The organism is Sinorhizobium sp. FG01 (assembly GCF_002531875.1).
Classification (GTDB): Bacteria; Pseudomonadota; Alphaproteobacteria; order Rhizobiales; family Rhizobiaceae; genus Sinorhizobium; species Sinorhizobium fredii_C.
Window position 1 is genome coordinate 156,247 of sequence record NZ_NWTB01000012.1, and the last position, 23,914, is coordinate 180,160.

Sequence of the window (23,914 nt, forward strand, 5' to 3'; positions counted from 1 at the left end):
GCAAGCGATGCCCGTAAACCACGGTCGAGGCGGTGGACAAGCTCATAGCGCGGAGAGGGCGGCGATGTTCTTCCGATGCACGGCCTCATAGGGCTCGAAATACGAGACGGCCCCCGTTGCCAGGTCCTCGGCGATAAAGTCCTTGAGGGATGCGGCTCGGCCCTGTTTGACCGCCTGCATCAACTGCTCGAGGTAGCGCCGGTTGGCGTCGATGAGCCACGCTTCATATCCGCCTGCCGCGATCCGATCCGGATCGCCGTGGTTCGGCAGGATGCGATTGATCGGCCAGGTCGCCAGGCGCGCGAGCTCGCGAATGTGTTTCTCGGTGTTCTCCGCTTCGGAAACATAGGTGACGGTGTCTTCGAGCGTATCGCCGGCCAGAAGAATTTTCTCGTCCGGCAACCAGAGGATGGTCCCGTCGGCGCTGTGGATGTCGAAATGGTGGAGCTCGACCCGGCGACTTCCGACCTCAAGGTCCAGCCTCGTTTCAAAGAGACGATTGGGCATGACGAGCGGGCTGATGGGCGGGACGCGTGTGGCGAGTTGATCGCGATTGGCATGAAGCAGATGGGCGGTCAGCTTCAGCGCGATGATTTCGCAATCGGCAAAGACCGCATTACCGGCGACATGGTCATTGTGCCAATGGCTGAGGACGACCCGGATGGTCCTTGCGCCGAGCCCCTCGAGATGGCGCCTGATGGCTTGCGCATGGGCAAGCGAGATATGCGTGTCGTAGACGATCGCCTCGCCTGCATTAAAGACCGCATAGGAGGCGACCCCCAAGCCGTAGGCACCGTCATCGAGCCAATTCGGCTCCGCGCCATGAAGTCTCCGCCCCTCGATGCGGCCGTCGTAGTAGGCAAAGACGCCGTGATGCGGTTCAAGGATTCTCAGTGTCGAGGTCATGTCTGGCATGCGAGGCTCTCGAGCAAATTGGCTTCAATCTCTGCCGCGGCGGTCGGCGGCTCGGCAGCGCAGAACTATCACATCCTGACCGCCGCTCACATCGGTTTGCGCATGATTTGGCTCTAGCCCTGCGTGGCCGGAATTAGGAAACTCGCGATTCGTTGTGGTGCCATAAATCATTGAAAGGTTGTATTTTTGCCAATTCATTAACAAATCCCTACATTCCTGCGTCTTTCGGGATCGGCCGGCTGTTGTCGGCAGGCGAACCGCAGCCAGCAGGAGTTTGCGATGGCTGGAAGAGGGCCGGGCGAGGGGACTGCTCGACATCGGCGAGCCGCTGCCCACCGCGCGCATCTTCATGGACCTGATCTTCGGCGCCGCGGCGCTCGAGACCGGCCAGGGACCCGAATGGCCGGGCTGACCGGAATGGCCGGGCTTCATGCGCAGCTGCATCCGCCTGATCGTCAACGGCATTGCGCAGGGGCCCGCGCAAGGCGATTGATCGTCTTCTGCGGATCGTCAGGTCATCCTGCGAACCACCCAGAGAGACCGGCCCGCATGGGCTATACCCGAGACGAGCCGCAGGCGAGGGTCGTCCTTGAGCCGCTCGGCCTCGGCCGCATCGAGAAGCAGCGCCTGCCGATCGGTCTCGTTAGCGTTCGGCGTAATCCAGCAGCGCCGTTCCTCGCAGCAGAGGCCTGCTTCCGGATGCTCCTGCAGGTATTCGATCGCGTATCCGGCCTCGACTTTTTGCAGTTCCGCGTCGATCGACATCGTCCTTCCTCCCGACCTGAAATCGCTCGGGATTATACCTGATTGTGGCGGCCCAGGGAGCGGCGGCCTCGGCATCGGGGTCCGCACTGTGTGGAGGCATCGCCGAAATGTTGGTAGGCAGCACTGGCCTTGACCAGTCATGATCAACGAATTAAGGAAGCCAGCGACGGTTCCCCTACGATGAAGCGAAGGGGATTAATAGGGAACACGGTGCGGACGACCCAACAGGGACCAAGACCGTGGCTGCCCCCGCAACTGTAAGCGGATTGCCGCCCATCCTCGTGACGCGAGAAGCGTCATGCCACTGCGAAATTGTCGCGGGAAGGCAGGTGGACGGCAGATATCCGCAAGCCAGGAGACCTGCCGTCATGCGTTCACTCCAATCACGGGCGGGGATGCCCGGAACAGGACACAGCATGACCTCTCCTTGCGCCGACCCGCGCCTTGCCTCTGGTCTTTCCCGTTCCGCGACGCCGCCGAACTGTCGGCAGGCGGGCTGACTCCGTCCGTTCGCGCCGCGACCGGCCGCATCCTTTCGGCCGTTTCATCGAATCCGGGAAATAGGCTTATGAAAATCCTGTTTGCGAAATCGAAACACGGCATCCTGTGCGCAGCCGCCGCTCTTATGGCTATCGGCATGGAGGCGAAAGCCGCCGAAACCAGCTATCCGCTGATGCTCACCAATTGCGGCCGTCAGGTCACGTTTCAGAAGGCGCCCGAACGGGCCGTCTCGATCGGCCAGAGCAGCACCGAAATCCTTTACCTGCTCGGCCTCCAGGATCGGATGGTCGGCACCGCCGTTTGGATCGGGCCGGTCATCAAGGGCTACGAGGAGGTGAATGCCAAGGTCGAACGGCTCGCCGACAACGATCCGAGCTTCGAAAGCGTCGTCGCCAAGAAGCCGGATCTTGTGACCGCGCAGTTCCAGTGGCATGTCGGCCCGGAGGGCATCGTCGCCAAGCCGGAGCAGTTCGAGGAGCTCGGAATACCGGTCTATACGTCGCCGGCCGATTGCATCGGCAAGGACAATACCGGCGGCGGCGACGGCGTTCGCCATTCGGTGTTCACGATGGACCTGATCTATCAGGAAATCACCGAACTCGCGCAGATCTTCAACGTCCAGGAGCGCGGCGAGACGCTGGTTGCCGAACTGAAGACGCGTGAGGAAGCGGCGAAGAAGAAGATCGCTTCGGCGGACGGCAAGCTTTCCGCAGTGTTCTGGTTCTCGAGCGCCGAGCTCGACATCGATCCCTATGTCGCCGGCAAGAATGGCGCGCCGGGTTACATCATGCGCTCGCTCGGCATCAGGAATGTCATCGACAGCGAAGAGGAATGGCCGACGGTGGGGTGGGAAACCATCGCCAAGTCCGGCCCGACGCTGATCGTCGCGGGCAAGATGGAGCGCCGTCGTTTCCCCGCCGACGACGTCGCCGTCAAGCACAAGTTCCTCGAGTCCGATCCGGTCTCGAGCCTGATGCCTGCGGTGAAGGACGGCCATGTGGTCGAGATGGACGCCCAGGCGATGAACCCGACGATCCGGACCATCGAGGGCATCGAGGTGCTTGCCGATGCCGTCGAGAAATCCGGCCTGAACAAGTGATCGGCAGCGCACCATCCCTGTCCCGGACGAGCGCCAGCCTGCTGGCGCTCGTCGTGCTGTTCGTCGCGCTCTGGCTGGGTGCGGCGATCGGCGAGACGGCCATACCCATGAGCGTGGTGGCCAAGACGGTCGCCAACCGCCTGTGGGATGCCGGCTACGGCGTCGATGCGCTCGACGAGGGCATCATCTGGAACTACCGGGTGAGCCGCGCCATCGCTGCTGCCAGCTGCGGTGCGGCGCTGGCGCTTTCCGGCGTCGTGCTGCAGTCGCTGCTGCGCAATCCGCTGGCCGACCCCTATATCCTCGGCATCTCCGCGGGCGCATCGGCCGGCGCTGTCGGCGTCGCCGTCCTCGGCATCGGCGCCGGGCTGTTGACGCTGCCGGTCGGCGCCTTCGGCGGGGCGCTACTTGCCTTCGGGCTCGTCAGCCTGCTGGCGGTGCGGGCGGGCAGGGGTCATGGCGCGATCGTTCTGGCCGGCGTCGCCGGCTCGCAGCTCTTCAACGCGCTCACTTCCTTGATCGTCACCAAGGCGGCGAATGCGGAACAGGCGCGGGCAATCATGTTCTGGCTGCTCGGCAATCTCTCCGGCGTCCGCTGGCCGGATGTCTGGCTCGCAGTGCCTGTTGCCCTGGTCGGCCTCATTGTCTGTCTCTGGCACGCACGCGCCCTCGACGCATTCACCTTCGGCTCCGAATCCGCCGCCTCGCTCGGCATCCCGGTGCGCCGGGTCTATGCCGTGCTGATCGGCGTATCGGCGATGATGACGGCGACCATGGTCAGCATGGTCGGGTCGATCGGCTTCGTCGGCCTCGTCATCCCCCATATCGCCCGTATGATCGTCGGCGTCCGGCACGGATTGCTGCTGCCGGTCTCCGCCTTGGTGGGAGCGGTGTTCATGATCGCCGCCGACATCGTGTCGCGCATCATCATTCCCGGGCAGGTGCTGCCGATCGGCGTCGTCACCGCGCTGGTCGGCGCGCCCGCCTTCGCTGCCATCCTCAGCCAGCGCAGGACGGTTCGATGACGCTTTCGGCTTGCAACGTCTCATGGTCGGCCGGCGGCGCCTCGATCCTCGAGGACGTCTCGCTCGACGTCGCCGCCGGTGAGTTTCTCGGCATCGTCGGTCCGAACGGTTCCGGCAAGACCAGCCTGATGTCGCTGCTTGCCGGCCTGCGGCGGCCGCGGTCCGGTCACGTTCTGCTCGACGGAGAGAGCGTCGACAGGCTGAGCCGGAAGCAGATCGCCAAGCGCATCGCGCTGGTCGAGCAGCAGGCCGAAACCGGCGAGCGCATCTCGGCGCGCCAGGCGGTGGAACTCGGCCGCACGCCGCATCTCGGGCCGCTCACGCCGTGGTCGGCCATGGATGACGCCATCGTCGACGAGGCGATCCGTAATGTCGGCATGGCGCAGCTCGCCGCGCGGATGTGGCACACGCTGTCGGGCGGCGAGCGGCAGCGCCTGCACATCGCCCGGGCGCTGGCACAGCAGCCGCAAATCCTCCTCCTCGACGAGCCGACCAACCATCTCGACGTCGGCCATCAGATCAGTCTCCTGCACCTGGTGCGCCAGCAGCAGCTGACGGCGGTCGCGGCACTGCACGATCTCAACCATGCCGCCACGTTCTGCGACCGGATCGCGCTGATGAGCGGCGGCCGCATCGCCGCCTTGGGACGCCCGTACGAGGTCCTCACCGAAGAGCGGATCCGCACCGTCTTCGGTGTCGACGTCGACGTCGAGCACCAAAGCGAGGGCCGCTGTCATATCCGTTACCGCGCGCCCGGGTTACCGGCCGCCGGAAAGCCGATGCTGAAGAGGATTTCATGATCAATCTTACCAGGCGCCTGCTCTTCGCCCTGATCGTGATCTCGATGCCGGCCATGGCCAGCGCCGAGACCGGCGAGGTCAAGATGCTGAACCGCGGCGAAAAGGTTTCGATGGTCTTCGAACCGGATTTCCTGGCGCTGCAGCCCGCCGACAGCGTCAAGTACATCGCCGCCAACAAAAGCCACAATGCCGCGACGATCGACGGCATGCTCCCGGACGGCCATCCGGGCTTCAAGGGCAAGATCAACGAGGAGATCGTCGTCACCTTCGATCGGCCGGGATTCTACGGCATCAAATGCTCGCCGCACTACGGCATGGGCATGGTGATGCTGATCAAGGTCGGAGACGTCGAGCTTCCGCAGAATTATCGTGCGATCGAGGCTCCTGCCCGGGCGATGCCGCGCTTCGAGGCGCTCTTCGCCCAGGCCGAGGCAGAGCTGGCGGGGAAATAGCGGTCGGGGCAACCCGGTCGCTGGAACAGGATCGAATTGACTGACGACGGCACCCCCTCTGCCCTGCCGGGCATCTCCCCCACAAGGAGGGAGATTGGACAGAAGCGAAGCCCCGCCCCAATCAAAGCTTGCGAATTCCGAAAACACCGAGTGTCGAGAAAGGCGCCGCCGCTTCCCGATCTCCCCCTTGCGGGGAGATGCTCGGCAGGGCAGAGGGGGCGGCACTCCGATCGGCTTTTAGTTCAACCTGAAGCCATTGCCTTGCGGAATGCCATTGCGCTCACACCGGGCGGGGCCAGATCGCACAATGGCGAGACGCGAAGGCGGCGCGGTACTCCTGGAAAAACCGGCCGAGATGCACGAAGCCCAGCGTTGTGCGATTTCGGCGACCGTCGCCGATGGCTCCGCTCGATGATTTTGCGGCGGGTGCCCTCATGCCTACCTGGCGCAGATAGCTAATCGGCGTCGTGTTGAGGAAACGGCGGAAATTCACGTAGCGCCCGGGCACTGACGCCTGCGGCGGCTGTCGCGATTCAACTTTATACTCGCCATTGAAATCGATTACATTTTCTGGCTTCATAACGCTCGCACGATTTGGGAGGATCTCATGAGGAAGTTCATTGCTTTTGCGCTCGGCACGGTTGCATCCCTCGTTGTCTCCGCATCGGCGGTCAATGCGGAAACCTTCAAGATCGGTCTTTCGAACGGCTGGGTCGGCAGCGAGTGGCGCACCCAGATGATCGACGAGGCCAAGGAAGCCGCGGCGAAATGGAAGGACAAGGGGGTCGACGTCGAGGTTTCGGTGCAGAGCGCCAATGTCGACGTGCCCGGGCAGATCGCCCATATTCGCAACTTCATCGCCGAAGGCGTCAATGCCATCATCGTCAATCCGAACAGCCCGACGGCTTTCGATCCGATCTTCGCGCAGGTGAAGGAGGCCGGCATCCTGGTGATCGCGACGGACGCGGAAGTCTCCTCGCCCGATGCGATCTATGTCGGCATCGACCAAACCGCCTGGGGTGCCGCCGGCGCCAAGTGGCTCGCCGAGACGCTCGACGGCAAGGGCAAGGTGGTGGCAATCAACGGCGTTGCCGGGCATCCCGCCAACGAGATGCGCGTCGCCGGCTATAAGTCGGTCTTCAAGGAGTTTCCGGATATCCAGATCGTCAACGAAGTGAACGCCAACTGGGACCAGGCCCAGGGTCAGCAGGCGATGCAGAACATTCTCGCCACCTATCCGGACATCAACGGCGTGGTGGTGCAGGACGGCATGGCGGCCGGCGCTTGGAAGTCGATCATGGATGCCGGCAAAAAGGACCAGATTGCCGCGACCGGCGAGATCCGCAAGGACTTCATAGACCTCTGGATCAAGGAGAAGCTAAACTCCGGCGCCACCGTCAACCCGCCCGGCGTCATGGCGAGCGCGCTGAATGTGGCGGTCCTGATGCTGCAGGGCAAGGAGCTGAAGGAACCGGCCAAGGCCGGCCAATACGGCAACGCCCTCTATCTGCCGATCCCGTTCATCGACTCGAAGAATGTCGAGGAGGCGGCAAAGCAGCTCGAAGGCAAGCCCGGCTACTATTCCTATACGAGCTCGCTGACGATCGAAGAGGCGGAAGCGCTCTTCAAGTAAGCCTTTCGACGTCAGGCGCGGGCTCTGTTGGCCCGTGCTCGACCACGGGATCGGAACGGACGCAGTCCATGTCGAAATTGAAACTGAACGGCGTGAGCAAGGCTTACGGCGCGACCTTGGCGCTCCGCCGCGGCGACCTCGAAGTCCTGGCCGGCGAGGTCCATGTGCTGATGGGTTCGAACGGCTCGGGCAAGAGCACGCTCTGCAAGATCATCGCCGGCAGTGTGCGGCCGGACGAGGGCCGGATCCTGATCGACGACACGCCGGTGACGATCACCGGCCCGCGTTCGGCCCGGGCGCAGGGGATCGGCATCTTCTATCAGGAGCTCAGCCTCGCCGCCCACCGCAGCGTCGAGGAGAATATCTGCCTTGCCGCGATGCCGGCCATGGCCGGGCTCTTCGTCGATCGGTCGGCGCTGAAAGAGCGGGCGGCGCGCTACATAGCGCTCTTCGACGGCGTCTCCGGCGATGGCTTTTCCGCCGATGCGCTGGTCGGCAACCTTCGCCCCGACCAGCGCCAGCTCGTCGAGATCATGAAGGCGCTCGCCAGCGAGGCGCCGCTCGTCATCTTCGACGAGCCGACCTCGGCGCTCGACCGCGCCCAGGTCGAGCGCTTCTTCGAAATCCTGCGCGACCTGAAGCGGCGCGGCCGCGGCATCATCTTCATCTCGCACCGCATGGACGAAATCAAGGCGATCGGCGACCGGGTGACGATCATCCGCGACGGCGAGACGATCACCACGCTCAACCTCAATGAAACCGATGCGGGTACGGTTATCCGCCTCATGGTCGGGGGCGCCGGCGACATGCCGGCCTCGCAGTCCTCGGCCCCGGCCGCCGTCGACGCCAAGGACGGGGCGGCCCTCACGGTCCGCAATCTTTCCGGCGCCGGCTTCCGAAATATCAGCTTCGAAGTGGCGCGCGGCGAAATCCTCGGCTTTGGCGGCCTGCACGGCCAGGGCCAGTCGGCGCTGCTCCGGGCGATCTTCGGCGCTGGCTCGATTTCGTCGGGCGAAATCCTGATCGGCGGCGACCGCTTCGATGCGGCAAGTCCTCGCGACGCCATCCGGCGCGGCTGCGCCTATGTTTCCGGCGATCGCGGCCGCGACGGCGTCATCAGTGGCCGGCCGATCATCGAAAACGTCACGCCCATCCATTATCTGCGCGACCGGCTGATGATCGCCAGGCCATCGAAGCTCAGCGAGCGGGTCGCGCCGGCGCTCGAAAGCATGCATACGAAATTTGCCAGCCTCTTCCATCCGATCAATTCGCTCTCCGGCGGCAATCAGCAGAAGGTGATCATCGCCCGCTGGCTGATCGACCGGCCGGTCGTGCTCCTGCTCGACGATCCGACCAAGGGCATCGACCTCTCGGCCAAGGCCGATCTCTTCGCGCTGATCCGCCAACTGGCGGCCGAGGGGCTCGGCATCCTCCTCTATTCCTCGGAGGATGCCGAGCTGCTCGGCAATGCCAACCGCATCCTGGTCTTCAACGGCGGCTCGGTCAGCCGGGAACTCACCGGTCCGGAGCGCACCCGCTACAACCTCTATCAAGCCGCTTACGAGGCCGCCTGATGGCAGAGATCGCAACCAGCTCGACATATCGGCGCGCCGGCGGCCTGCGCAGACTGCTCGAGCGCTATCCTTTCCTGCCGGCGCTCGCCATCGTCCTGGTGCTGCTTGCCTTGAACGGCGTCTTTTCGCCGAACAGCCTCAGCTACCGCTCACTGACCGGGCTTTTGAGCACCTATATGGCGCTGATCCTGCTGGCGATCGCCCAGACCTATGTGGTCTATGCCGGCGACATCGATCTTTCCGCCGGCTCGATCCTGTCGCTCGTCAATGTCGCGATCGTCGTTTTAATGGAGCGCTGGGGGGGAGGCGCCGGCGCGGTGCTGCTGGCGCTTGCCATCGGTCTCTTGCTGGGGCTTGCCTGCGGCCTTGTCAACGGGCTCGTCGTCGCGGCGCTGCGGCTCCAGGCGATCGTCGCCACCTTCGCGACCAGCATCTTCTTTACCGGCCTGGCGCTCTACATCCTGCCGGTCGCCGGCACGCCGGCGCCGACGATCTTCTGGCGCACCTATGGCGGCCTGCTGCTCGGGCTGCCCTTCGTCTTCTATATCCTCGTGGGCCTGGTCGTGCTGCTTGCGGTGTTGAGCCGCACGCGCCTTGCGACGCAATTGCTCGCCGTCGGCGACGACCGGCAGGCGGCCTACCAGACCGGACTGCCGGTGGTGGCTATCCGGATCCGCGGCTATCTGCTCTGCGGCCTGTTCTCCGCCCTTGCCGCCTTCTGCATCACCGGCGACACGGCAAGCGGCGATCCGTTGGTCGGCGGCAAGATGACGCTTTTCAGCGTCGCCGCGGTGGTGCTCGGTGGCAGCGCCCTTTCTGGCGGATGGGGGACCGTGGTCGGCTCGCTCCTCGGCGCGCTGACGATCGGCCTCATCAGTTCGGTGGTCTTCTTCATGGGCACGCCTTCGGAGTGGCAGAATTTCGTCCAGGGCCTGGCGATCCTCATCGTCCTGATGGCCGGCGTGCTTGCCGGACGGAGGTCGCGGCCATGAGCAGGGTGATGTCTTTCCTCCGCCGGCCAATCGTCGTCGCGCTCGCGCTGATCGTCCTGCTCCTCTATCTCGGCGAACTTTTGTCTCCGGGCTTTGCCAGCGGGGCGCAGATCCTGCGGCTCCTGATCGTCGCCTCGCTGCTCGGCATCGTCGCGGCCGGCCAGAATGTCGTCATCCTCGGCGGGCGCGAGGGCATCGATCTCTCGGTCGGCGGCGTCGTATCGCTGTCGGCGATCATCGCCGGCAACGTAATGGACGGTGCCGATATCGGCATCCTACCGGCGATCGCCGCCTGCCTGGTGGCCGGCGCCTTCTTCGGGCTGCTGAACGGCCTCGGCATCACGCTGCTGCGCATCCCGCCGCTGGTGATGACCCTCGGAATGCTCGGCGTTTTACAGGGTCTCCTCGTCGTCATCCGCATGGGCATTCCCTCCGGTCAGGCCGCACCCGCTCTGTCGCGCTTCGTCACCCAGCCGCTTTTTCTCAGTGTGCCTGGGATCATCTGGTTGTGGGTGGCGATCGGCATCCTAATGGCCTTCATGCTCAACCGCACCGTCTTCGGCCATCGCATCTATGCGATCGGCTCCAACGAGCACGCGGCCTATATGGCCGGCGTCCCAGTGAGGCTGATGCGCGTTGCGCTCTTCATGATTTCCGGCATGTTCGCGGCCGTCGCCGGGCTATGCCTGCTCGGCTATTCCGGCTCGTCCTTCGCCAATGTGGGCGAGCAATACACGCTGACCTCGATCATCGCCGTCGTCTTCGGCGGCACTTCGCTTGCCGGCGGCAAGGGCGGCTATACCGGCACCATGGCCGGCGCCTTCCTGCTCGTCATCCTGCAGGGAATTCTCACCACCGTGAACATCGACGAATCCGGCCGGCAGATGGTGTTCGGGGCGACGCTTCTTCTCCTCATGATGTTCTATGGCCGGGGCCGGGCGATGCGCGTATGAGGGACCGGCCGAAGATCAAGGACATTGCCGAGAAGGCCGGAGTGTCGGTCGCCACGGTCTCGCGCGCGCTTTCCGACTCGGCGCTGGTGACGGCGAAGACCCGTCAGCGCATCCATGATCTGGCACGCGAGCTCAACTATCGCCCCAATGTCACCGCCCGCAATTTGAGGACCCGCAAATCGATGGCGGTGCTGCTTGTCGTGCGCGACGTCGGCAACCCTTTCTATCTCGACATCCTGAAAGGCGTCGAGGCAACGGCGCGCGAAGCCGGCTATGCAGTGCTGATGGGCAATACTGAGAACGATCCGGTGCGCGAGATCGAATATTTCGACATGCTGCGCGACGGCCATGCCGATGGCATGATCCTGATGACCGGCAAGCTGCCGCCGCCGGGCGGAAATCGCACGGGCAGCTGGAGCCACCTGCCGGTGGTGGTAGCGCTGGAAATGATCGAGGGTTCGGGACTGCCGCATGTGCAGGTCGACAATGTCGGGGCCGCGCGCGAGGCGGTCGAGCATCTGATTTCCCTCGGGCACCGGCGGATCGCCCATATCAGCGGGCCGGTTCCCGAGCCGATGAGCCTCTACCGCCGCGAGGGCTACCGGCTTGCCATGCGCGAAGCCGGCCTCGCGATCCCGGACGGCTACGAGGTGCGCGGCAACTTTCTGCTCGAAAGCGGCCAGGACTGCTGCCGCTCACTTTTTGCCCTGCCGGAGCCGCCCACGGCGCTCTTCGTCGCCAATGACGAAATGGCCTATGGCGCCGCCCACGAACTGAGGCGGATGGGGCGCGACGTGCCCGGCGAGGTCTCGGTCGTCGGTTTCGACGATCTCTATCTAAGCAAGGCCTTCTATCCGCCGCTGACGACCGTCGGACAGCCGCGTGCCGAGATCGGCCGCACGGCGATGGGCCTTTTGCTCAGCATCCTTTCGGGCGGTAGCCTCGACGGCGGAGAACCGATCGTGCTGCCGACGGCGCTCAATATCAGAGGCAGCACGGCACCGCCGCACGCATAGCGATTTGGGGAGGGAAGAATGACCACACTACCGAAAGAGACCCTGCGCGTCGGCTTTGTCGGAACCGGCTTCATTGCCCGCTTCCATCTGCAATCGCTCCTCGGCGTGCGCCATGTGGAGGTGACCGGCGTCTACAGCCGCAAGGCCGAAAACCGCGAGCGCTTCGCCGAGGAGGTCAGGGCGCTGGAGCTCGGCAGCTGCCGCACCCATGGGAGCCTCGACCATCTCCTCTCGGCCGAGGATGTCGATGCAATTTGGATCCTCTCGCCCAACTATACGCGGCTCGAGGTGATGCGGGCGCTTCACGCGGAGATCAAGGCGGGCCGCAGCCGCGTCTTCGCGGTCGCCTGCGAGAAGCCGCTGGCGCGCACCGTCGCCGAGGCCCGCGAGATGCTGCGTCTCGCCGAGGACGCCGGCCTTAACCACGGCTATCTCGAAAACCAGGTGTTCTGCACCCCGGTGCTGCGCGGCAAGGAGATCATCTGGCGCCGCGCCGCTTCGACAACGGGCCGACCCTATTTGGCGCGCGCCGCCGAAGAGCATTCGGGCCCGCACGAGCCATGGTTCTGGCAGGGCGACAAGCAGGGCGGCGGCGTGCTGTCCGACATGATGTGCCACAGTGTCGAGGTGGCGCGCCATCTGCTGACGGCGCCGGGCGCGCCGCGCAATTCCCTCACAGTGAAGTCGGTCAACGGAACCGTCGCGAACCTGAAATGGACCCGACCGAACTATGCCGATCAGCTGCGGCAGCGATACGGGAGCGAGGTCGATTACCGCAACCGCCCCTCGGAGGACTTCGCCCGGGCGACCGTGAGGCTCGAGGACGAGGCGGGCAATGAGCTGATGATCGAGGCGACAACCTCCTGGGCCTACGTCGGCGCCGGATTACGCATCCAGCTTGAGCTGCTTGGCCCCGAATATGCGCTGGAATACAATTCGCTCGGCACGGGGCTGAAGATCTTCCTGTCGCGGGCGGTCCAAGGCTCCGAGGGCGAGGACCTTGTCGAGAAGCAGAACGCCGAACAGGGGCTGATGCCGGTGCTCGAGGATGAAGCCGGCGTCTATGGCTATACGGACGAGAACCGGCACATGGTCGAGTGTTTCCGCAAGGGCGTCCAGCCGCTTGAAACCTTCGAGGACGGCCTTGCAGTCGTCGAGATCCTGATGGGGCTCTACCGCTCGGCCGAAATCGGCGCGACCCTGCATTTCCCGGCGCCGGAGCTTGAGAATTACGTGCCGCTGGTGGCGCGCACGGGGGCATAAAGGCATCCTCCCATTCGGGGTCGCCTGCGCTGGTGCGTCTGGCTATAGTCCCTGCAGAGGATTCGGCCGGCGGAGAATGACCAGCCAAAGCGACGGGAGGATAAGAGGATGCAGACAAACTCGGCTAACCGAGGGGGCGGAGCGCGGCCATGCTGATCCTCGACAAGGTTTTCCTGGTCGCCGGCGGCGGCTCCGGACTTGGGGCGGCGGTGGCGCGGATGTTCGTTGCCGAAGGCGCTCAGGTGGTTATTGCCGACGTCAATGAGGAGGCAGGCGCCGCGATCGCCGCGGAACTTGGTGACCGCGCCTGCTTCGTGCGCACCGACGTGACGAGCGAGACGGACGGCGCCGCCGCGGTGCAGGCGGCGCTCGACGGCTTCGGGCATGTGCACGGGCTCATCAACTGCGCCGGCATCGCGCCCGGTGAAAAGGTGCTCGGCCGCGACGGGCCGCACCGGCTCGACAGTTTCGCCCGCGCGATAAGCATCAATCTCATCGGCACGTTCAACATGATCCGGCTTGCCGCCGCGGCGATCGCGAGGGAAGAGCCGGATCTCGAAGGCGGCCGCGGCGTGATCGTCAATACCGCTTCGGTTGCCGCTTTCGACGGGCAGATCGGCCAGGCGGCTTACGCGGCATCGAAGGGCGGCGTCGTGGCGATGACGCTGCCGATCGCCCGGGAACTCGCCCGTTCCGGCATCCGCGTCGTCTCGATCGCGCCCGGGATCTTCGAAACGCCAATGATGGCCGGCATGCCGCAGGAGGTGCAGGACTCGCTCGGCAAGAGCGTGCCCTTCCCGCCGCGCCTCGGCCGGCCGGGCGAATATGCGTCACTGGTGCGGCATATCTGCGAGAACGACATGCTGAACGGCGAGGTCATCCGCCTCGACGGGGCGCTGAGGATGGGGGCGCGGTAGGTCACGGTGAAGTCGCCGAGGTTACGGGTCGCCAGATCGGCTCCGCGGACGCTCTTCAACGGTCGACAGCGTAGCGCGCAGGATGTCGCAAGCCTCATCCTCCATGGACCGCCCATGTGCCGCCGCGCGAAGCGCAAACCTTGCATCAGCGCGTCATCGAGATTGCGTATCGTCATGCTGGCCACGGATCGCTCCTATCATCAATGACTGCAGTTTAGGCGGAAGATGCTGCAGAAGGAACGGAGGTGCAGCCTCCTCGTTTCGCCCCGACTTGGCATAGTCCGATAGCTAGACTTCGCCGCCCGACGACAACCATTCTTCGGTGTTCACGACCTTCACTTGAGCCGAGAAGCGGTTGCCCAGAAGTTCGAGCGATGCATCGTGCGTTTCATCGGTGGTACTGCACACCGCGTCCTTCAGCAGAACGACCTTGTAGCCGAGATCGACGGCTCCGAGGGTCGCGGCGAGGACGCAGATGTCCGTCTCTCCTCCCGTCACGACCAGCGTCCCGATGTCCTGATCAGTGAGGGCGCGATGCAGCCGGCCGCTTGTCCAGGGGGAATAGGTGGCCTTGTCGAAGATGCGTCCGGGCGGGACCAATCTCTTCAGGTCCGGAACCAGATCCACGAGTTCTGGGTCCAGTTGGGTGGTCGTCATCATCGGCCATTTTTCGTAATAGGCCCGCCACATGCCGGGCATCTGCTCCGGGGCGGGTGGCGGCACGAACCGCGTGAAAATCGTGCGCTCCGGAAAACGAGCGGCAACCTCGACGACCTGGTCGAACACCTTGGGCATCCACGCCACGTGCCAAGGGGTGTTCTCGGCGAACATCCGCTGCACGTCTATGCACAGGTGGATCCATTTCTCCTGGTTCATGTCGTTCTCCGCGCTCCTTCTGACGGCAGGCACCGAGCGATGTGCTTAAGAACTCGAAGAGTGAAGTGCAGTTCCACAAGAGTTTGGAGATCCGTTGCTTGGCGGTCGGCTGATGGCGCCGATACAGCAGCTTCGTCATCGAAGCTTGACTGCGCTATTTGCCGTCGTCGTTTTCGGTCTCCGCGAAAGCGCCGGCCGTGAGGGCTGACCATTCTCGCTGTTCTCGCCCTCATCGGCGGTCACGCCCTGGGCGAGCCCCATCAACACATACTCGCGGCGCTGGTGAGCTCGCTTTCCGGTGCGGCGCGATCCGCCGCCGTCACCGACACATTCGCCTGCATTGGTCGCGGGGGTGCTGTCCGTGCCGCCTCTGCCGTCGTCTTTGGCTTCGGCCTTCGCGAGCGCAGCTTTCAGCTTGGCAAGCTCGGAATTGATCTTCGACTTCTCATCGTCGGTTTTCGCGCGCGAACTCGTCCTGCTTGGCCGCCAGTTGGGCCTTGAGCTCCAAGACGGTGCTGCTTGTGCTGGACGTCGAGATCGCGCTTGTCGTCCCCGCCGAAACTGCCTCTACCATTCTGATCCCCGTTGGTGACTCGCATGGAGGAGCAGTAGCGCAAGGTAATTAAGGTAACCGACCCCCCGGCCGGGTACCCATTTGCGGATGACGGGCAAGGCGCCGGGCCGGCGCCGGCGAGCGGAGAGGAGTAGCGCTCCCCCAAAACCGCTATCTCAACCGCTTGCCATTTTCGTCGAACACCAGGGCGCAGGCCGGATCGAAGCGGGCGGCGATGCGGTCTCCGTATTTGAGGCCGCGGCCGTTCTTTGTTTCGATCACAACGAGCTCGCCATTGCCGTGGCGGGCATAGGCAAAGGTCTCGCCGCCGAGATGCTCCAGCATGTCGATCGCCAGGTCGAGGCTTGCCGAGCCCTGCTCCTTGAAGTGTTCGGGACGGATGCCGACCGTCACGGGCGTTCCGGGCGCCACGCGCGTGAGAGCGACCGGAACTTTCGTGTCGGCATAATCCGGCAGCCGCGCATAGATTTCGCCATCGTCAGTCTCGATCACCCCCTTCAGGAAATTCATCTTCGGCGAGCCGATAAAGCCGGCGACGAAGAGGTTGGCGGGATCGTCGTAGAGGTCGAGCGGCGAGCCGACCTGCTCGACGACGCCGGCGCGCATGACGACGATCTTGTCGGCGAGCGTCATCGCCTCGACCTGGTCATGCGTCACATAGATGATCGTGGCGGCGAGCTGCTTGTGCAGCCGCGCGATCTCGATGCGCATGTGGACGCGCAGCTCCGCGTCGAGATTCGACAGCGGTTCGTCGAACAGGAAGATCTTCGGGTGGCGGACGATCGCCCGGCCGATCGCCACGCGCTGGCGCTGGCCGCCGGAAAGCTGCTTCGGCTTGCGCTCGAGCAGCGGCCCGAGCTCGAGGATGTTTGCCGCCTCCATCACCCGCTTTTCGATCTCGACCTTGGAGACGCCGGCGAAGCGCAGGGCAAAGCCCATGTTCTCGCGGACGGTCATATGCGGATAGAGCGCATAGGACTGGAACACCATGGCAATGCCGCGCTTAGACGGATCGACATCGTTCATCAGCATGTCGTCGATCGTCAGATCGCCGGAGGTGATTTCCTCGAGACCGGCGATCATCCGGAGCAGGGTCGACTTGCCGCAGCCAGACGGGCCGACGAAGACGACGAACTCGCCGGACTTGATGTCGAGATCGACGCCCTTGATGACTTCCAGGCCGCCATAGGACTTGCGGACGTTGCTGAGTTGAAGTTCACTCATGCGCGCTGCGCTCCTTCGGGCGTGGCGGCGAGCTCGAGCTTCGCGGTACCGAGGCGCGAAGAGCTCACGCTTACCAATATGTCGCCGGCAGCTCCCGTCGATTCCAGCCAGAAGCCGGTCGAGCCGCCCTGGAAGATCACTTTGCCCGGCCCGAGAAGCCGCGCCGGCCCCTTGACCTCGATGTCGATCGCGTCATTGAGGAAGGGGAGGATGTTGCCGACCTGGTCGAGGGCGCGGACGATGACGCGCACGCTGTCGCGCCCCTCGGCCCGGATCGTTTTGCTGTCGGCCTCGATTGCCAGCGTCGTCGGCAGCGGATCGGCGACCATTTGCAGATGGGCAACAGCCTTGCCGCCGATAAAGCCGGTGAACTCGGCGCTTTCCCACTTCATGCCCCAGACGCCGAGCTCGTCCTTGGTGAAGTGGCGATGGTCGATGACCACGGGCGCATGCGGCAAATGCGGGAAGGTCTCGCGGTCTGGGCCGACGCGCTTGGTAAGCGAGCCATACTTCAGTTCGATCTCGTCGCAGTTGGTGAGCACGATCAAGGGCAGCACGCCTCCGATATTGCGCTCGCCGCGGGCCCAAAAGGTGACCGGCTTCATCACCACTTCTTCCGAAGGGTCGCACTGGCTCGCGTAAACGTAAGCGGCGAATTTCGGCTCGCGGAACATGTCCATGACGCCGTGATAGCAGATCCGGTCGCCGGAGCCGAAATCCTTGTGGGTGTTGTAGTCGAACATGCACCAGCCGATCGCGCCGGAAATGCTCGGATCGCCGTGCGCCGCGTTCAGCACCTCGAGATGTCGGCGGACATGCTCGGCCTGCCGCTGCTCCTGGTCGTAGATCTTCGTCGGGTACATGTGGCCGCCGAACTCGGTGATGAGATAAGGCACCTTGCGCGAAAGCCCGGTGCATTCCTGCTGCGGGCGCAGCGGTGTGCGCGGCCGGTTCGAGCCGGGCAGTTCCTCGTTGCCGAGGATGAAGTCGTTCATCGTGTATACGTCTTCCAAAAACTCGCTGTCGGTGATGTAGCGCACGCCGCCGGTTTGCCGGGTCGGGTCGAGCTCGCGGGCGAGCTTGTTCGTCTCGACGTAAAAATCATGCGAATCCTGCGACTCGTTGATCCTGACACCCCAGATGACGATCGACGGGTGGTTCCAGTCGCGCTCGATCATACGGCGAACGTTCCGGATCGACTCCTGTTTCCATTCCTCGCCGCCGATATGCTGCCAGCCGGGAATTTCCTCGAAGACGAGCAGGCCGATGCGGTCGCAATGGTCGAGGAACCATTTCGACTGCGGATAATGCGAGGTGCGGACGAGATTGCAGTGAAGCTTGTGCTTAAGGAGTTCCGCGTCGCGTTCCTGCGCCGTGCGCCCCATGGCATAGCCGACATAGGGGAAGGCCTGGTGGCGGTTGAGGCCGCGGATCTTCAGCGGCCGGCCGTTCAGCCGGAAGCCCTCGACCGTGAACTCGGCGGTGCGGAAGCCGAAATGCGAGGCGACGAGGTCGCGGCCGTGATCGGTCCTGAGCTGCACTTCAGCCTGGTAGAGCACCGGATGGTCGATGTCCCAGAGCGACAGGCCCTTGAGTCCGGTCATTTCCAGCGTGACGCTCTCGCCCCGGGTCTCGCCGATGGCTTCGGCCAGAAGCTCGCCATTGGCATCCCTCAGGAGCGCCGTCACGGTACCGGCGAAGGCGAGGCCTTGCGGATTGGCGAGATCGCAGCGGATGGTGACGGACTTCGCGTCGGAGAGCACGTCGCCGGTTTCGATCTTGATATTGCCGATCGCGACCGGGTCGGTGAGCTTCAGCCATGTGTCGCGATAGATGCCGGCATAGGTGAGATAATCGATCCGCCCGCCGAAGGGCGGGATTTCCGGGTTCTCGCTGCCGTCGATCTTGACGGTGATCAGGTTGTCGCCCTTGCGGAGCCTGCCGGTCAGCCGCGCTTCGAAGGGCGTATAGCCGTCCTTGTGGGCGATGATCTCCTCGCCGTTCAGATAGACGACCGCATCGGCCATCGCCGCGTCGAAGACGATCGAAACCTCGCGGCCTTCGAATTCCGGGCTCCAGGCAAGCATCTTCTGATAGGTGAAGGCGCGTTGATAGCAGGTCTCGTCGAAATAGTTGAACGGCAGCTCGACGGCGTTGTGCGGCAGGCTGACGGGCTCGCCCGCCTTGAGCTTGCCGGCATCGGCGGCATTGAAGCCTTCGAAAAAGACCCATGAATCGTTGAATGAGGTGACGGAGCGCATCATGATTCCTATTTGATTGAGCCCAGCATGCCCTGGACGAACTGGCGTTGCATGAAGAAGAAGACGGCGAGGGTGGGTAGCGTCGCAAGAATCGTGCCGACCATGACTACGCCGTAGTCGGGGTAATAGGCGGAGGCGAGCGACGAGATCACCAGCGTGATTGTCTTCGTCTCGTTCGACTGCAGGACGATCAGCGGCCAGAGATAGTTGTTCCAGGCGGTCATGAAGACGATGATGAAGGCGGCCGCATAGGTCGAGCGCATCACCGGCACATAGATATAGAAGAAGATCTGCCATTCCTTCAGGCCGTCGACTTTCGCCGCGTCGCGCAGCTCCGAGGGGAAGGCCTTGGTGCTCTGACGGAAATAGAAGACGATGAAGGCCGAGCCGATCGTCGGCAGCACGACGGCGATGTGGGTGTTGATGAGGCCCATCTTGCCCATCATGATGAAGAGCGGGATCATCAGCGCCGCAAACGGGATCATCAGCGTCAGCAGCATGGCCCGATAGAGGCGCTCGCGGTGACGCGAGCGGAAGATCTCGAAGCCGTAGCCGGCAAGCGACGAGACGGCCAGCGTGAGCACGGTCGCGAAGATGGTCACCTTCGCCGAATTCCAGAAGACCAGCGGCACGTTCACCAGGGTGAAGAAGTTGGCGATGTTGGTCGCCAGCGCCTCACCCGGCGCGAGCTTGCCCTTGATGATGTCGATCGAGGAATTGGTGGCGCCGAGCGCCATCCAGATGAAGGGAAAGACGGAAAGGAAGGCCATCAGCCCGACGAAGCCATAGGTCAGGACGGCCGAGGCGATGTTGGCGGGACTCGCTCTCATTTGTCGCGCTCCCTTGCCAGGAAGAACTGCAGGAAGGCGAGGATGGCGACGAAAACGACGATGACGTAGGAAACCGTCGCCGCATAGCCGAAATTCGGCATGAAGCGGAAGGTCAGGTTGTAGATGTAGAGCGACAGGGTAAGCGTCGCATTCGACGGGCCGCCCTTGCCTTCGGTGAGGTTATAGACCTCGTCGAAGAGCTGCAGCGTGCCGATCGTCGAGATCACCGTGGTGAACAGGATGACCGGCTTCAAGAGCGGGATGGTGATGTGGGTGAAACGCGCCCAGGCCGGAACGCCGTCGATGCGGGCGACCTCGTAGATCGACCTGTCGATGTTCTGCAGCGCCGCGAGATAGAAGATCATGTTGTAGCCGGTCCAGCGCCAGGTGATGGCAATGATGACGAGCGCCTTCGCCCAGAAGGGATGCGTCTGCCACGGAATGGGCGAGGCGATGATTCCAAGCGCCTGAAGCGTCGAATTGACGATGCCGTCGAGCGCGAACATGCCCTTGAAGAGCACCGCATAAGCGACCAGCGAGGTGACGCAGGGCAGGAAAATGGCGGTGCGGAAGAACGCCCGGCCGACGAGCCGCGGATTGTTGAGGATCGACGCCAGGATCAGAGCGAGCATGATCATGATCGGCACCTGCACGATGAAATAGGTCATCGTGTTGGTCAGCGCCTTGATGAAGACCGGATCGTTCCACAGACGGATGATGTTGGCGAAGCCTGCGAACTTCATCATCATGCCGCGGCCGGCCTGGAAGGACATCCAGAGCGACCAGAAGATCGGATAGACCATGAACAGGCCGATCAGCCCGAGCGCCGGCGCGACGAAGAGCCAGCCATTGACGTCGTAATATCGGCCGATGCCGCCGCGGCGGGCGAGAGCCATCGTCAACCTCATGATTAACAGGGAATCACTGGCCGTGGCTTAAGCCGCCACGGCCTACTGTAGAGCGGCAGGCCCTGCATGTTTCCTTCAATCGTGCCGATGTAAGGATAAAACATGAAGCAATTCAAAGAGCTACAGCGTCCTTTGTGCGTCTGATAAGACGCACGGCGCTGTATGCCCCCTGCTCGCTTTCCCGGCTACTGGATGTGCCCGGCGACTTCGGCGTCGATCGCCTTCAGTGCTTCGTCTACCGGCATGCCCTGGGTCAGCGCCGGCAGCTGCGCCGTGACGGCGAGATCCGCCTCGTTGGTGAAGACGCCGTAGTTCACCGACGGCACCTTGGCGAGCCAATCGGAAAAGTTCTGCCAGACCTTCTCGCCGCCGAAGAAGGGATCGGCCGCCTCGTAGGCCGGGCTGCTACGGGCTGCGAGCAGCGAGCCGACGGCGCCGCGGTCCTGGAGGATCTTCTGGTAGAAATCGATGTCCTTGCCGTAGATTTCGTTTAGGAAATCGATCGCCTCGGCCTTTTCCGCGGAGCTTTCGAGCACGTACCAGCTCGATCCGCCGAGGTTCGAGGCATGCGTCGCGCCCTCGATCGACAGGGCCGGGATCGGAGCGACGCCCCATTTGCCAGCCTGGTCCGGCTGCGCCTTGACAGTGCCGGTGATCCACACCCCGGTGACGACGGTGGCGACGTCGCCCGAGGTGAAGGTGCCGACCCAGTCGGACCAGCCGTTCGCCGGCTTGTAGATATTGGCCGACATGATCTTGCCGACCGTCTCGAGCGCCGCCTTAAGCGCCGCGTTGCCGGTGATGTTCGGCTTGCCTTCCTTGTCGAAATACCATTGGCCGGCCGATTGCGTGATGATCCGGACGAGACCGGCATCGTTCGGGTCGAGACCCATCATCTTCTTGCCGGTCTTCGCCTCGATTTCCTTGCCGATCTCGATGAACCGATCCCAGGTGATGTTCTGCATATCTTCCGGCTTGAAACCGGCCTGCTCGAGATAGTCCTTGCGGTAATAGAGGCCGGTGACGCCCGAATCGAAGGGCATGCCGTAGACCTGGCCGTCGACGGTCATCGCCTCCACCTTGTAGGGAGCGAAACCGGAATAGTTGACGGTGCCGGAGAGGGCCGCAAAGGCGCCGGGGAAGGATTGCAGGTATTTCTGCGCGCCGTAGTCCTCGATCAGCACAATGTCTGGCAAGGCGTCGGCGGTGCCGGAGGCAAGGCCGGTCTGTAGCTTCTGCTCGACGTCGGTCTTGGCGAAATCGACGACGTTGAAGGTGACGTCCGGATGCGTCTTGGTATAGCGAGCGCCGGCTTCCTTCATGATCGCGACGTTGAAGTTCGGATCCCAGCACCAGATGGTGATTTCCTTGGCCTCGGCGGCGGTGACCGCGAGCAAGCTGGCGCTTGCGAGCGCAAGAGCGGCGATCCGCGACAGATGGCCGCGCGCGAAAATATCCATGAATTTCCTCCCTCAAGGTTCGTTCCCCGAGACAGTTCCTCCCTGTCTCCGGAGGCGGAGTATTTCCTAAAATCGAGAGTGATGCAAGATTTTCAGTAAATATTTACTTGGAAGATTGGAGTGCCTAAGAGGTGCTTGTCTAAGACACCAAGGCAGCACCAACATGGCCGCTCCGCAGCTTTCGGTACGCAGTGCAAAGGCGCGTGATCTGGCGCACCGCCTCGCACGCCGAGAAAACCGCTCGATCGCCGACATTGTCGAGCGTGCTCTCGAATTATATGAAATCAGAGAGGCGGGCCGAGAGCCTGCAGGTGCCTTCTATGCGCGCTTGTCCAAGAACTACGGTACAGACCTCGAGTCCGTGATCAAGGACGGGCGCAAGCCTCACACGGGTCTCGAGCTTTGATCCTCGTAGACACAAACGTCATCTCGGAAACGCTGCGCAAAACCCCCTCCGAGGCGGTGATCGCCTGGCTCGTCCGCTACGATGCGGAGTTGGCTCTCCCGACCGTGACGATCGCCGAAATCGCCTACGGCATTCAAAAGATAATGCCGGATCAACGCGCTGAGCGCCTGCAGCAAGGCCTCGCCGACTGGCGGCAGCGCTTCGCCGACCGGGTATTCGGCCTGACGGAGGAGGCGGCAATGGCTTACGGCGAGATCATGGGTACGGCGTCGAGGCAAGGTCGCGTTATGTCCGCGCCTGACGGGTTGATCGCCGCTATCGCCAGGGTGAATGGCGGCCGCTTGGCGACGCGCAATCTCGCGAATTTTGCGACGACCGGACTGGATCTGATTTCCCCCTGGGACTTTTAGAGCGCGCCGACCGCCATCCGGGCCTCGACCGGCGCCGGCGTGCTGCCGCGCCAGACGATCTCGGTGCCGAGGACCACCTTCTTGGCGACCTCACGTCCGGACAGCCGCTCGAGGAGCAGGTCGACGGCGGTTTCGCCGATCAGTTCGGCCGGAATCTTGACGGTGGTCAGCGGCGGCCCGAGGAACTGCGCCACCGGAATATCGTTGAAACTCGCGACCGCCACATCCTCGGGGATTCTCAGGCCCATCTCGTGAATCGCCCGATAGGCGCCGAGTGCCATGTTGTCGTTGCAGGTGATCAGCACCTTCGGCGGGTTGGGATTCGACAGCATCGCCCTGGCGAGCGCGTAGCCGCTATCGGGTGTCATCCGTTCGACGAGGCACAGATCCGGATCGAAGAGCCCGGCCTTCGTCATCCACTCGATATAGGTGCGGCAGCGACGCTCCGAATAAATGTTTTCGGGCTCGTGAAACGCGTCGATCCAACCGATGAAGCCGATCCGGCGATAGCCCATGGCGTGCACCGCGCCGAGCAGCCGGGTCATGGACATCGCGACGTCGCTCAGGACGCTGTCGTCGGTGTCGCCCGCCGGCGCGTAGTCGGCAAAGACGAGATGGCGGCTGTGGCGGCGCAGCCATTCGAGCGCCTCGCCATAGTAGTGGCCGACGGCAACAACGCCGGAGGCCGCCTCAAGGATCGCCGCTTCCGGAGGGCTTCCCGTGTGGACGATCTTGACGATCTCGCTTTTAAGGGCCTGGCAGCGGCTCTCGATGCCGAGCCGCACGCCGACATAATAGGGGTCGGCCAGTTCCTGGGCCGGTTCGAGGAAATGCACGAGCGCAATCTTCAACCCGACGCCGAGGCCTTGAGCGGCTGCCCGGCTGCGGTTGCGCGGCGTCGCATAGTTCAGCGCTTCGGCGGTTTCGATGATCGCCTGTCGTTTCCGGGTGGAGATCGACAAGGTCGGATCGTAGTTCAGGACCCGCGACACGGTCGCCGACGACACGCCAACGGCCGCCGCGATTTCCTTGATTGTCACCATTCTCTTACGTCCCGCCA

25 protein-coding genes, 1 pseudogene and 1 riboswitch are annotated in these 23,914 nt (G+C 63.5%); of the genes and pseudogenes, 14 read left to right on the top strand and 12 right to left on the bottom strand.

What is annotated here, in order from left to right; all coding sequences use genetic code 11:
• Positions 1–42: 42 nt before the first annotated feature.
• Positions 43–915, bottom strand: coding sequence for an MBL fold metallo-hydrolase (locus tag CO656_RS20905; RefSeq protein WP_037421501.1), 873 nt, complete (start codon positions 913–915; stop codon positions 43–45).
• 24 nt (positions 916–939) lie between these two features.
• Complete coding sequence (locus CO656_RS30520) at positions 940–1,113, bottom strand: hypothetical protein (protein WP_210421640.1); 174 nt, start codon at positions 1,111–1,113, stop codon at positions 940–942.
• 76 nt (positions 1,114–1,189) lie between these two features.
• Here CO656_RS30520 and CO656_RS30280 point away from each other — a divergent pair, with 76 nt between their 5' ends.
• A complete protein-coding gene (locus CO656_RS30280) occupies positions 1,190–1,327 on the top strand; it encodes a hypothetical protein (protein ID WP_158255690.1) in 138 nt (45 codons plus the stop codon).
• Between the two features lie 98 nt (positions 1,328–1,425).
• Here CO656_RS30280 and CO656_RS20910 read toward each other — a convergent pair whose 3' ends face one another.
• Positions 1,426–1,680: a hypothetical protein gene (locus CO656_RS20910; protein ID WP_037421504.1), complete on the bottom strand. Its 255-nt coding sequence runs from the start codon at positions 1,678–1,680 to the stop codon at positions 1,426–1,428.
• 150 nt (positions 1,681–1,830) lie between these two features.
• Positions 1,831–2,063: riboswitch (cobalamin riboswitch) on the top strand.
• A gap of 242 nt (positions 2,064–2,305) precedes the next feature.
• Between CO656_RS20910 and CO656_RS30285 the strand changes: the two genes are divergently transcribed.
• Genes CO656_RS30285 through CO656_RS20930 form a run of 4 tightly spaced genes read left to right on the top strand, consistent with a single transcriptional unit; the run spans position 2,306 to position 5,557 of the window.
• Positions 2,306–3,280 (top strand): ABC transporter substrate-binding protein, encoded by a 975-nt coding sequence (locus CO656_RS30285; RefSeq protein WP_234819542.1) that lies wholly within the window; start codon positions 2,306–2,308, stop codon positions 3,278–3,280.
• Positions 3,277–4,305, top strand: a complete 1,029-nt coding sequence (locus tag CO656_RS20920) for an iron ABC transporter permease (protein ID WP_179864809.1) — start codon at positions 3,277–3,279, stop codon at positions 4,303–4,305. Before CO656_RS30285 ends, CO656_RS20920 begins: the two co-directional genes overlap by 4 nt.
• On the top strand, positions 4,302–5,105 hold the full coding sequence (locus CO656_RS20925) for an ABC transporter ATP-binding protein (protein ID WP_097526981.1): 804 nt from the start codon (positions 4,302–4,304) through the stop codon (positions 5,103–5,105). Before CO656_RS20920 ends, CO656_RS20925 begins: the two co-directional genes overlap by 4 nt.
• Entirely contained in the window at positions 5,102–5,557 is a 456-nt protein-coding gene (locus CO656_RS20930) for a pseudoazurin (protein WP_097526982.1), read from the top strand. The genes CO656_RS20925 and CO656_RS20930 overlap by 4 nt, the downstream gene beginning before the upstream one ends.
• Before the next feature lie 280 nt (positions 5,558–5,837).
• Here the strand turns inward: CO656_RS20930 and CO656_RS20940 are convergent, their stop codons facing one another.
• Positions 5,838–6,137 carry a hypothetical protein gene (locus CO656_RS20940; protein ID WP_097526983.1) on the bottom strand — a complete coding sequence of 100 codons (300 nt, stop codon included), beginning with the start codon at positions 6,135–6,137 and terminating at the stop codon, positions 5,838–5,840.
• A 27-nt stretch (positions 6,138–6,164) separates the two neighbouring features.
• Here CO656_RS20940 and CO656_RS20945 point away from each other — a divergent pair, with 27 nt between their 5' ends.
• From CO656_RS20945 to CO656_RS20975, 7 genes are all read left to right on the top strand, one after another.
• Positions 6,165–7,190 carry an ABC transporter substrate-binding protein gene (locus tag CO656_RS20945; RefSeq protein ID WP_097526984.1) on the top strand — a complete coding sequence of 342 codons (1,026 nt, stop codon included), beginning with the start codon at positions 6,165–6,167 and terminating at the stop codon, positions 7,188–7,190.
• A gap of 68 nt (positions 7,191–7,258) precedes the next feature.
• Positions 7,259–8,764 (top strand): sugar ABC transporter ATP-binding protein, encoded by a 1,506-nt coding sequence (locus CO656_RS20950; protein WP_097526985.1) that lies wholly within the window; start codon positions 7,259–7,261, stop codon positions 8,762–8,764.
• Positions 8,764–9,756 carry an ABC transporter permease gene (locus CO656_RS20955; RefSeq protein ID WP_097526986.1) on the top strand — a complete coding sequence of 331 codons (993 nt, stop codon included), beginning with the start codon at positions 8,764–8,766 and terminating at the stop codon, positions 9,754–9,756. Before CO656_RS20950 ends, CO656_RS20955 begins: the two co-directional genes overlap by 1 nt.
• On the top strand, positions 9,753–10,709 hold the full coding sequence (locus CO656_RS20960) for an ABC transporter permease (RefSeq protein WP_097526987.1): 957 nt from the start codon (positions 9,753–9,755) through the stop codon (positions 10,707–10,709). Before CO656_RS20955 ends, CO656_RS20960 begins: the two co-directional genes overlap by 4 nt.
• Positions 10,706–11,725 (top strand): LacI family DNA-binding transcriptional regulator, encoded by a 1,020-nt coding sequence (locus CO656_RS20965; RefSeq protein WP_097526988.1) that lies wholly within the window; start codon positions 10,706–10,708, stop codon positions 11,723–11,725. The genes CO656_RS20960 and CO656_RS20965 overlap by 4 nt, the downstream gene beginning before the upstream one ends.
• An 18-nt stretch (positions 11,726–11,743) precedes the next feature.
• A complete protein-coding gene (locus CO656_RS20970) occupies positions 11,744–12,988 on the top strand; it encodes a Gfo/Idh/MocA family oxidoreductase (RefSeq protein WP_097526989.1) in 1,245 nt (414 codons plus the stop codon).
• A 149-nt stretch (positions 12,989–13,137) separates the two neighbouring features.
• On the top strand, positions 13,138–13,905 hold the full coding sequence (locus CO656_RS20975) for an SDR family NAD(P)-dependent oxidoreductase (protein WP_097526990.1): 768 nt from the start codon (positions 13,138–13,140) through the stop codon (positions 13,903–13,905).
• Positions 13,906–13,953: 48 nt separating this feature from the next.
• Here the strand turns inward: CO656_RS20975 and CO656_RS30885 are convergent.
• From CO656_RS30885 to CO656_RS21010, 7 genes and pseudogenes are all read right to left on the bottom strand, one after another.
• Positions 13,954–14,090, bottom strand: a pseudogene (locus CO656_RS30885) (plasmid stabilization protein); the annotation flags it as partial.
• Positions 14,091–14,193: 103 nt separating this feature from the next.
• Entirely contained in the window at positions 14,194–14,781 is a 588-nt protein-coding gene (locus CO656_RS20985) for an isochorismatase family cysteine hydrolase (protein ID WP_097526991.1), read from the bottom strand.
• A gap of 724 nt (positions 14,782–15,505) precedes the next feature.
• Positions 15,506–16,579, bottom strand: a complete 1,074-nt coding sequence (gene ugpC / locus CO656_RS20990) for a sn-glycerol-3-phosphate ABC transporter ATP-binding protein UgpC (RefSeq protein ID WP_097526992.1) — start codon at positions 16,577–16,579, stop codon at positions 15,506–15,508.
• Positions 16,576–18,840: a glycoside hydrolase family 2 TIM barrel-domain containing protein gene (locus CO656_RS20995; RefSeq protein ID WP_097527037.1), complete on the bottom strand. Its 2,265-nt coding sequence runs from the start codon at positions 18,838–18,840 to the stop codon at positions 16,576–16,578. The genes ugpC and CO656_RS20995 overlap by 4 nt, the downstream gene beginning before the upstream one ends.
• An 8-nt stretch (positions 18,841–18,848) precedes the next feature.
• Positions 18,849–19,670, bottom strand: a complete 822-nt coding sequence (locus CO656_RS21000; protein ID WP_037421546.1) for a carbohydrate ABC transporter permease — start codon at positions 19,668–19,670, stop codon at positions 18,849–18,851.
• Entirely contained in the window at positions 19,667–20,566 is a 900-nt protein-coding gene (locus CO656_RS21005) for a sugar ABC transporter permease (RefSeq protein WP_037421549.1), read from the bottom strand. Before CO656_RS21005 ends, CO656_RS21000 begins: the two co-directional genes overlap by 4 nt.
• Positions 20,567–20,763: 197 nt before the next feature.
• Positions 20,764–22,038: a sugar ABC transporter substrate-binding protein gene (locus CO656_RS21010; RefSeq protein ID WP_097526993.1), complete on the bottom strand. Its 1,275-nt coding sequence runs from the start codon at positions 22,036–22,038 to the stop codon at positions 20,764–20,766.
• 163 nt (positions 22,039–22,201) lie between these two features.
• Here CO656_RS21010 and CO656_RS21015 point away from each other — a divergent pair, with 163 nt between their 5' ends.
• Together CO656_RS21015 and CO656_RS21020 are read left to right on the top strand one after the other, a co-directional pair.
• Entirely contained in the window at positions 22,202–22,444 is a 243-nt protein-coding gene (locus CO656_RS21015; protein ID WP_097526994.1) for a plasmid stabilization protein, read from the top strand.
• Positions 22,441–22,854 carry a type II toxin-antitoxin system VapC family toxin gene (locus tag CO656_RS21020; protein ID WP_097526995.1) on the top strand — a complete coding sequence of 138 codons (414 nt, stop codon included), beginning with the start codon at positions 22,441–22,443 and terminating at the stop codon, positions 22,852–22,854. The genes CO656_RS21015 and CO656_RS21020 overlap by 4 nt, the downstream gene beginning before the upstream one ends.
• Here CO656_RS21020 and CO656_RS21025 read toward each other — a convergent pair.
• Positions 22,851–23,897 (bottom strand): LacI family DNA-binding transcriptional regulator, encoded by a 1,047-nt coding sequence (locus tag CO656_RS21025; protein ID WP_037421557.1) that lies wholly within the window; start codon positions 23,895–23,897, stop codon positions 22,851–22,853. The two genes, CO656_RS21020 and CO656_RS21025, sit on opposite strands and share 4 nt — an antisense overlap.
• Positions 23,898–23,914: the final 17 nt, after the last annotated feature.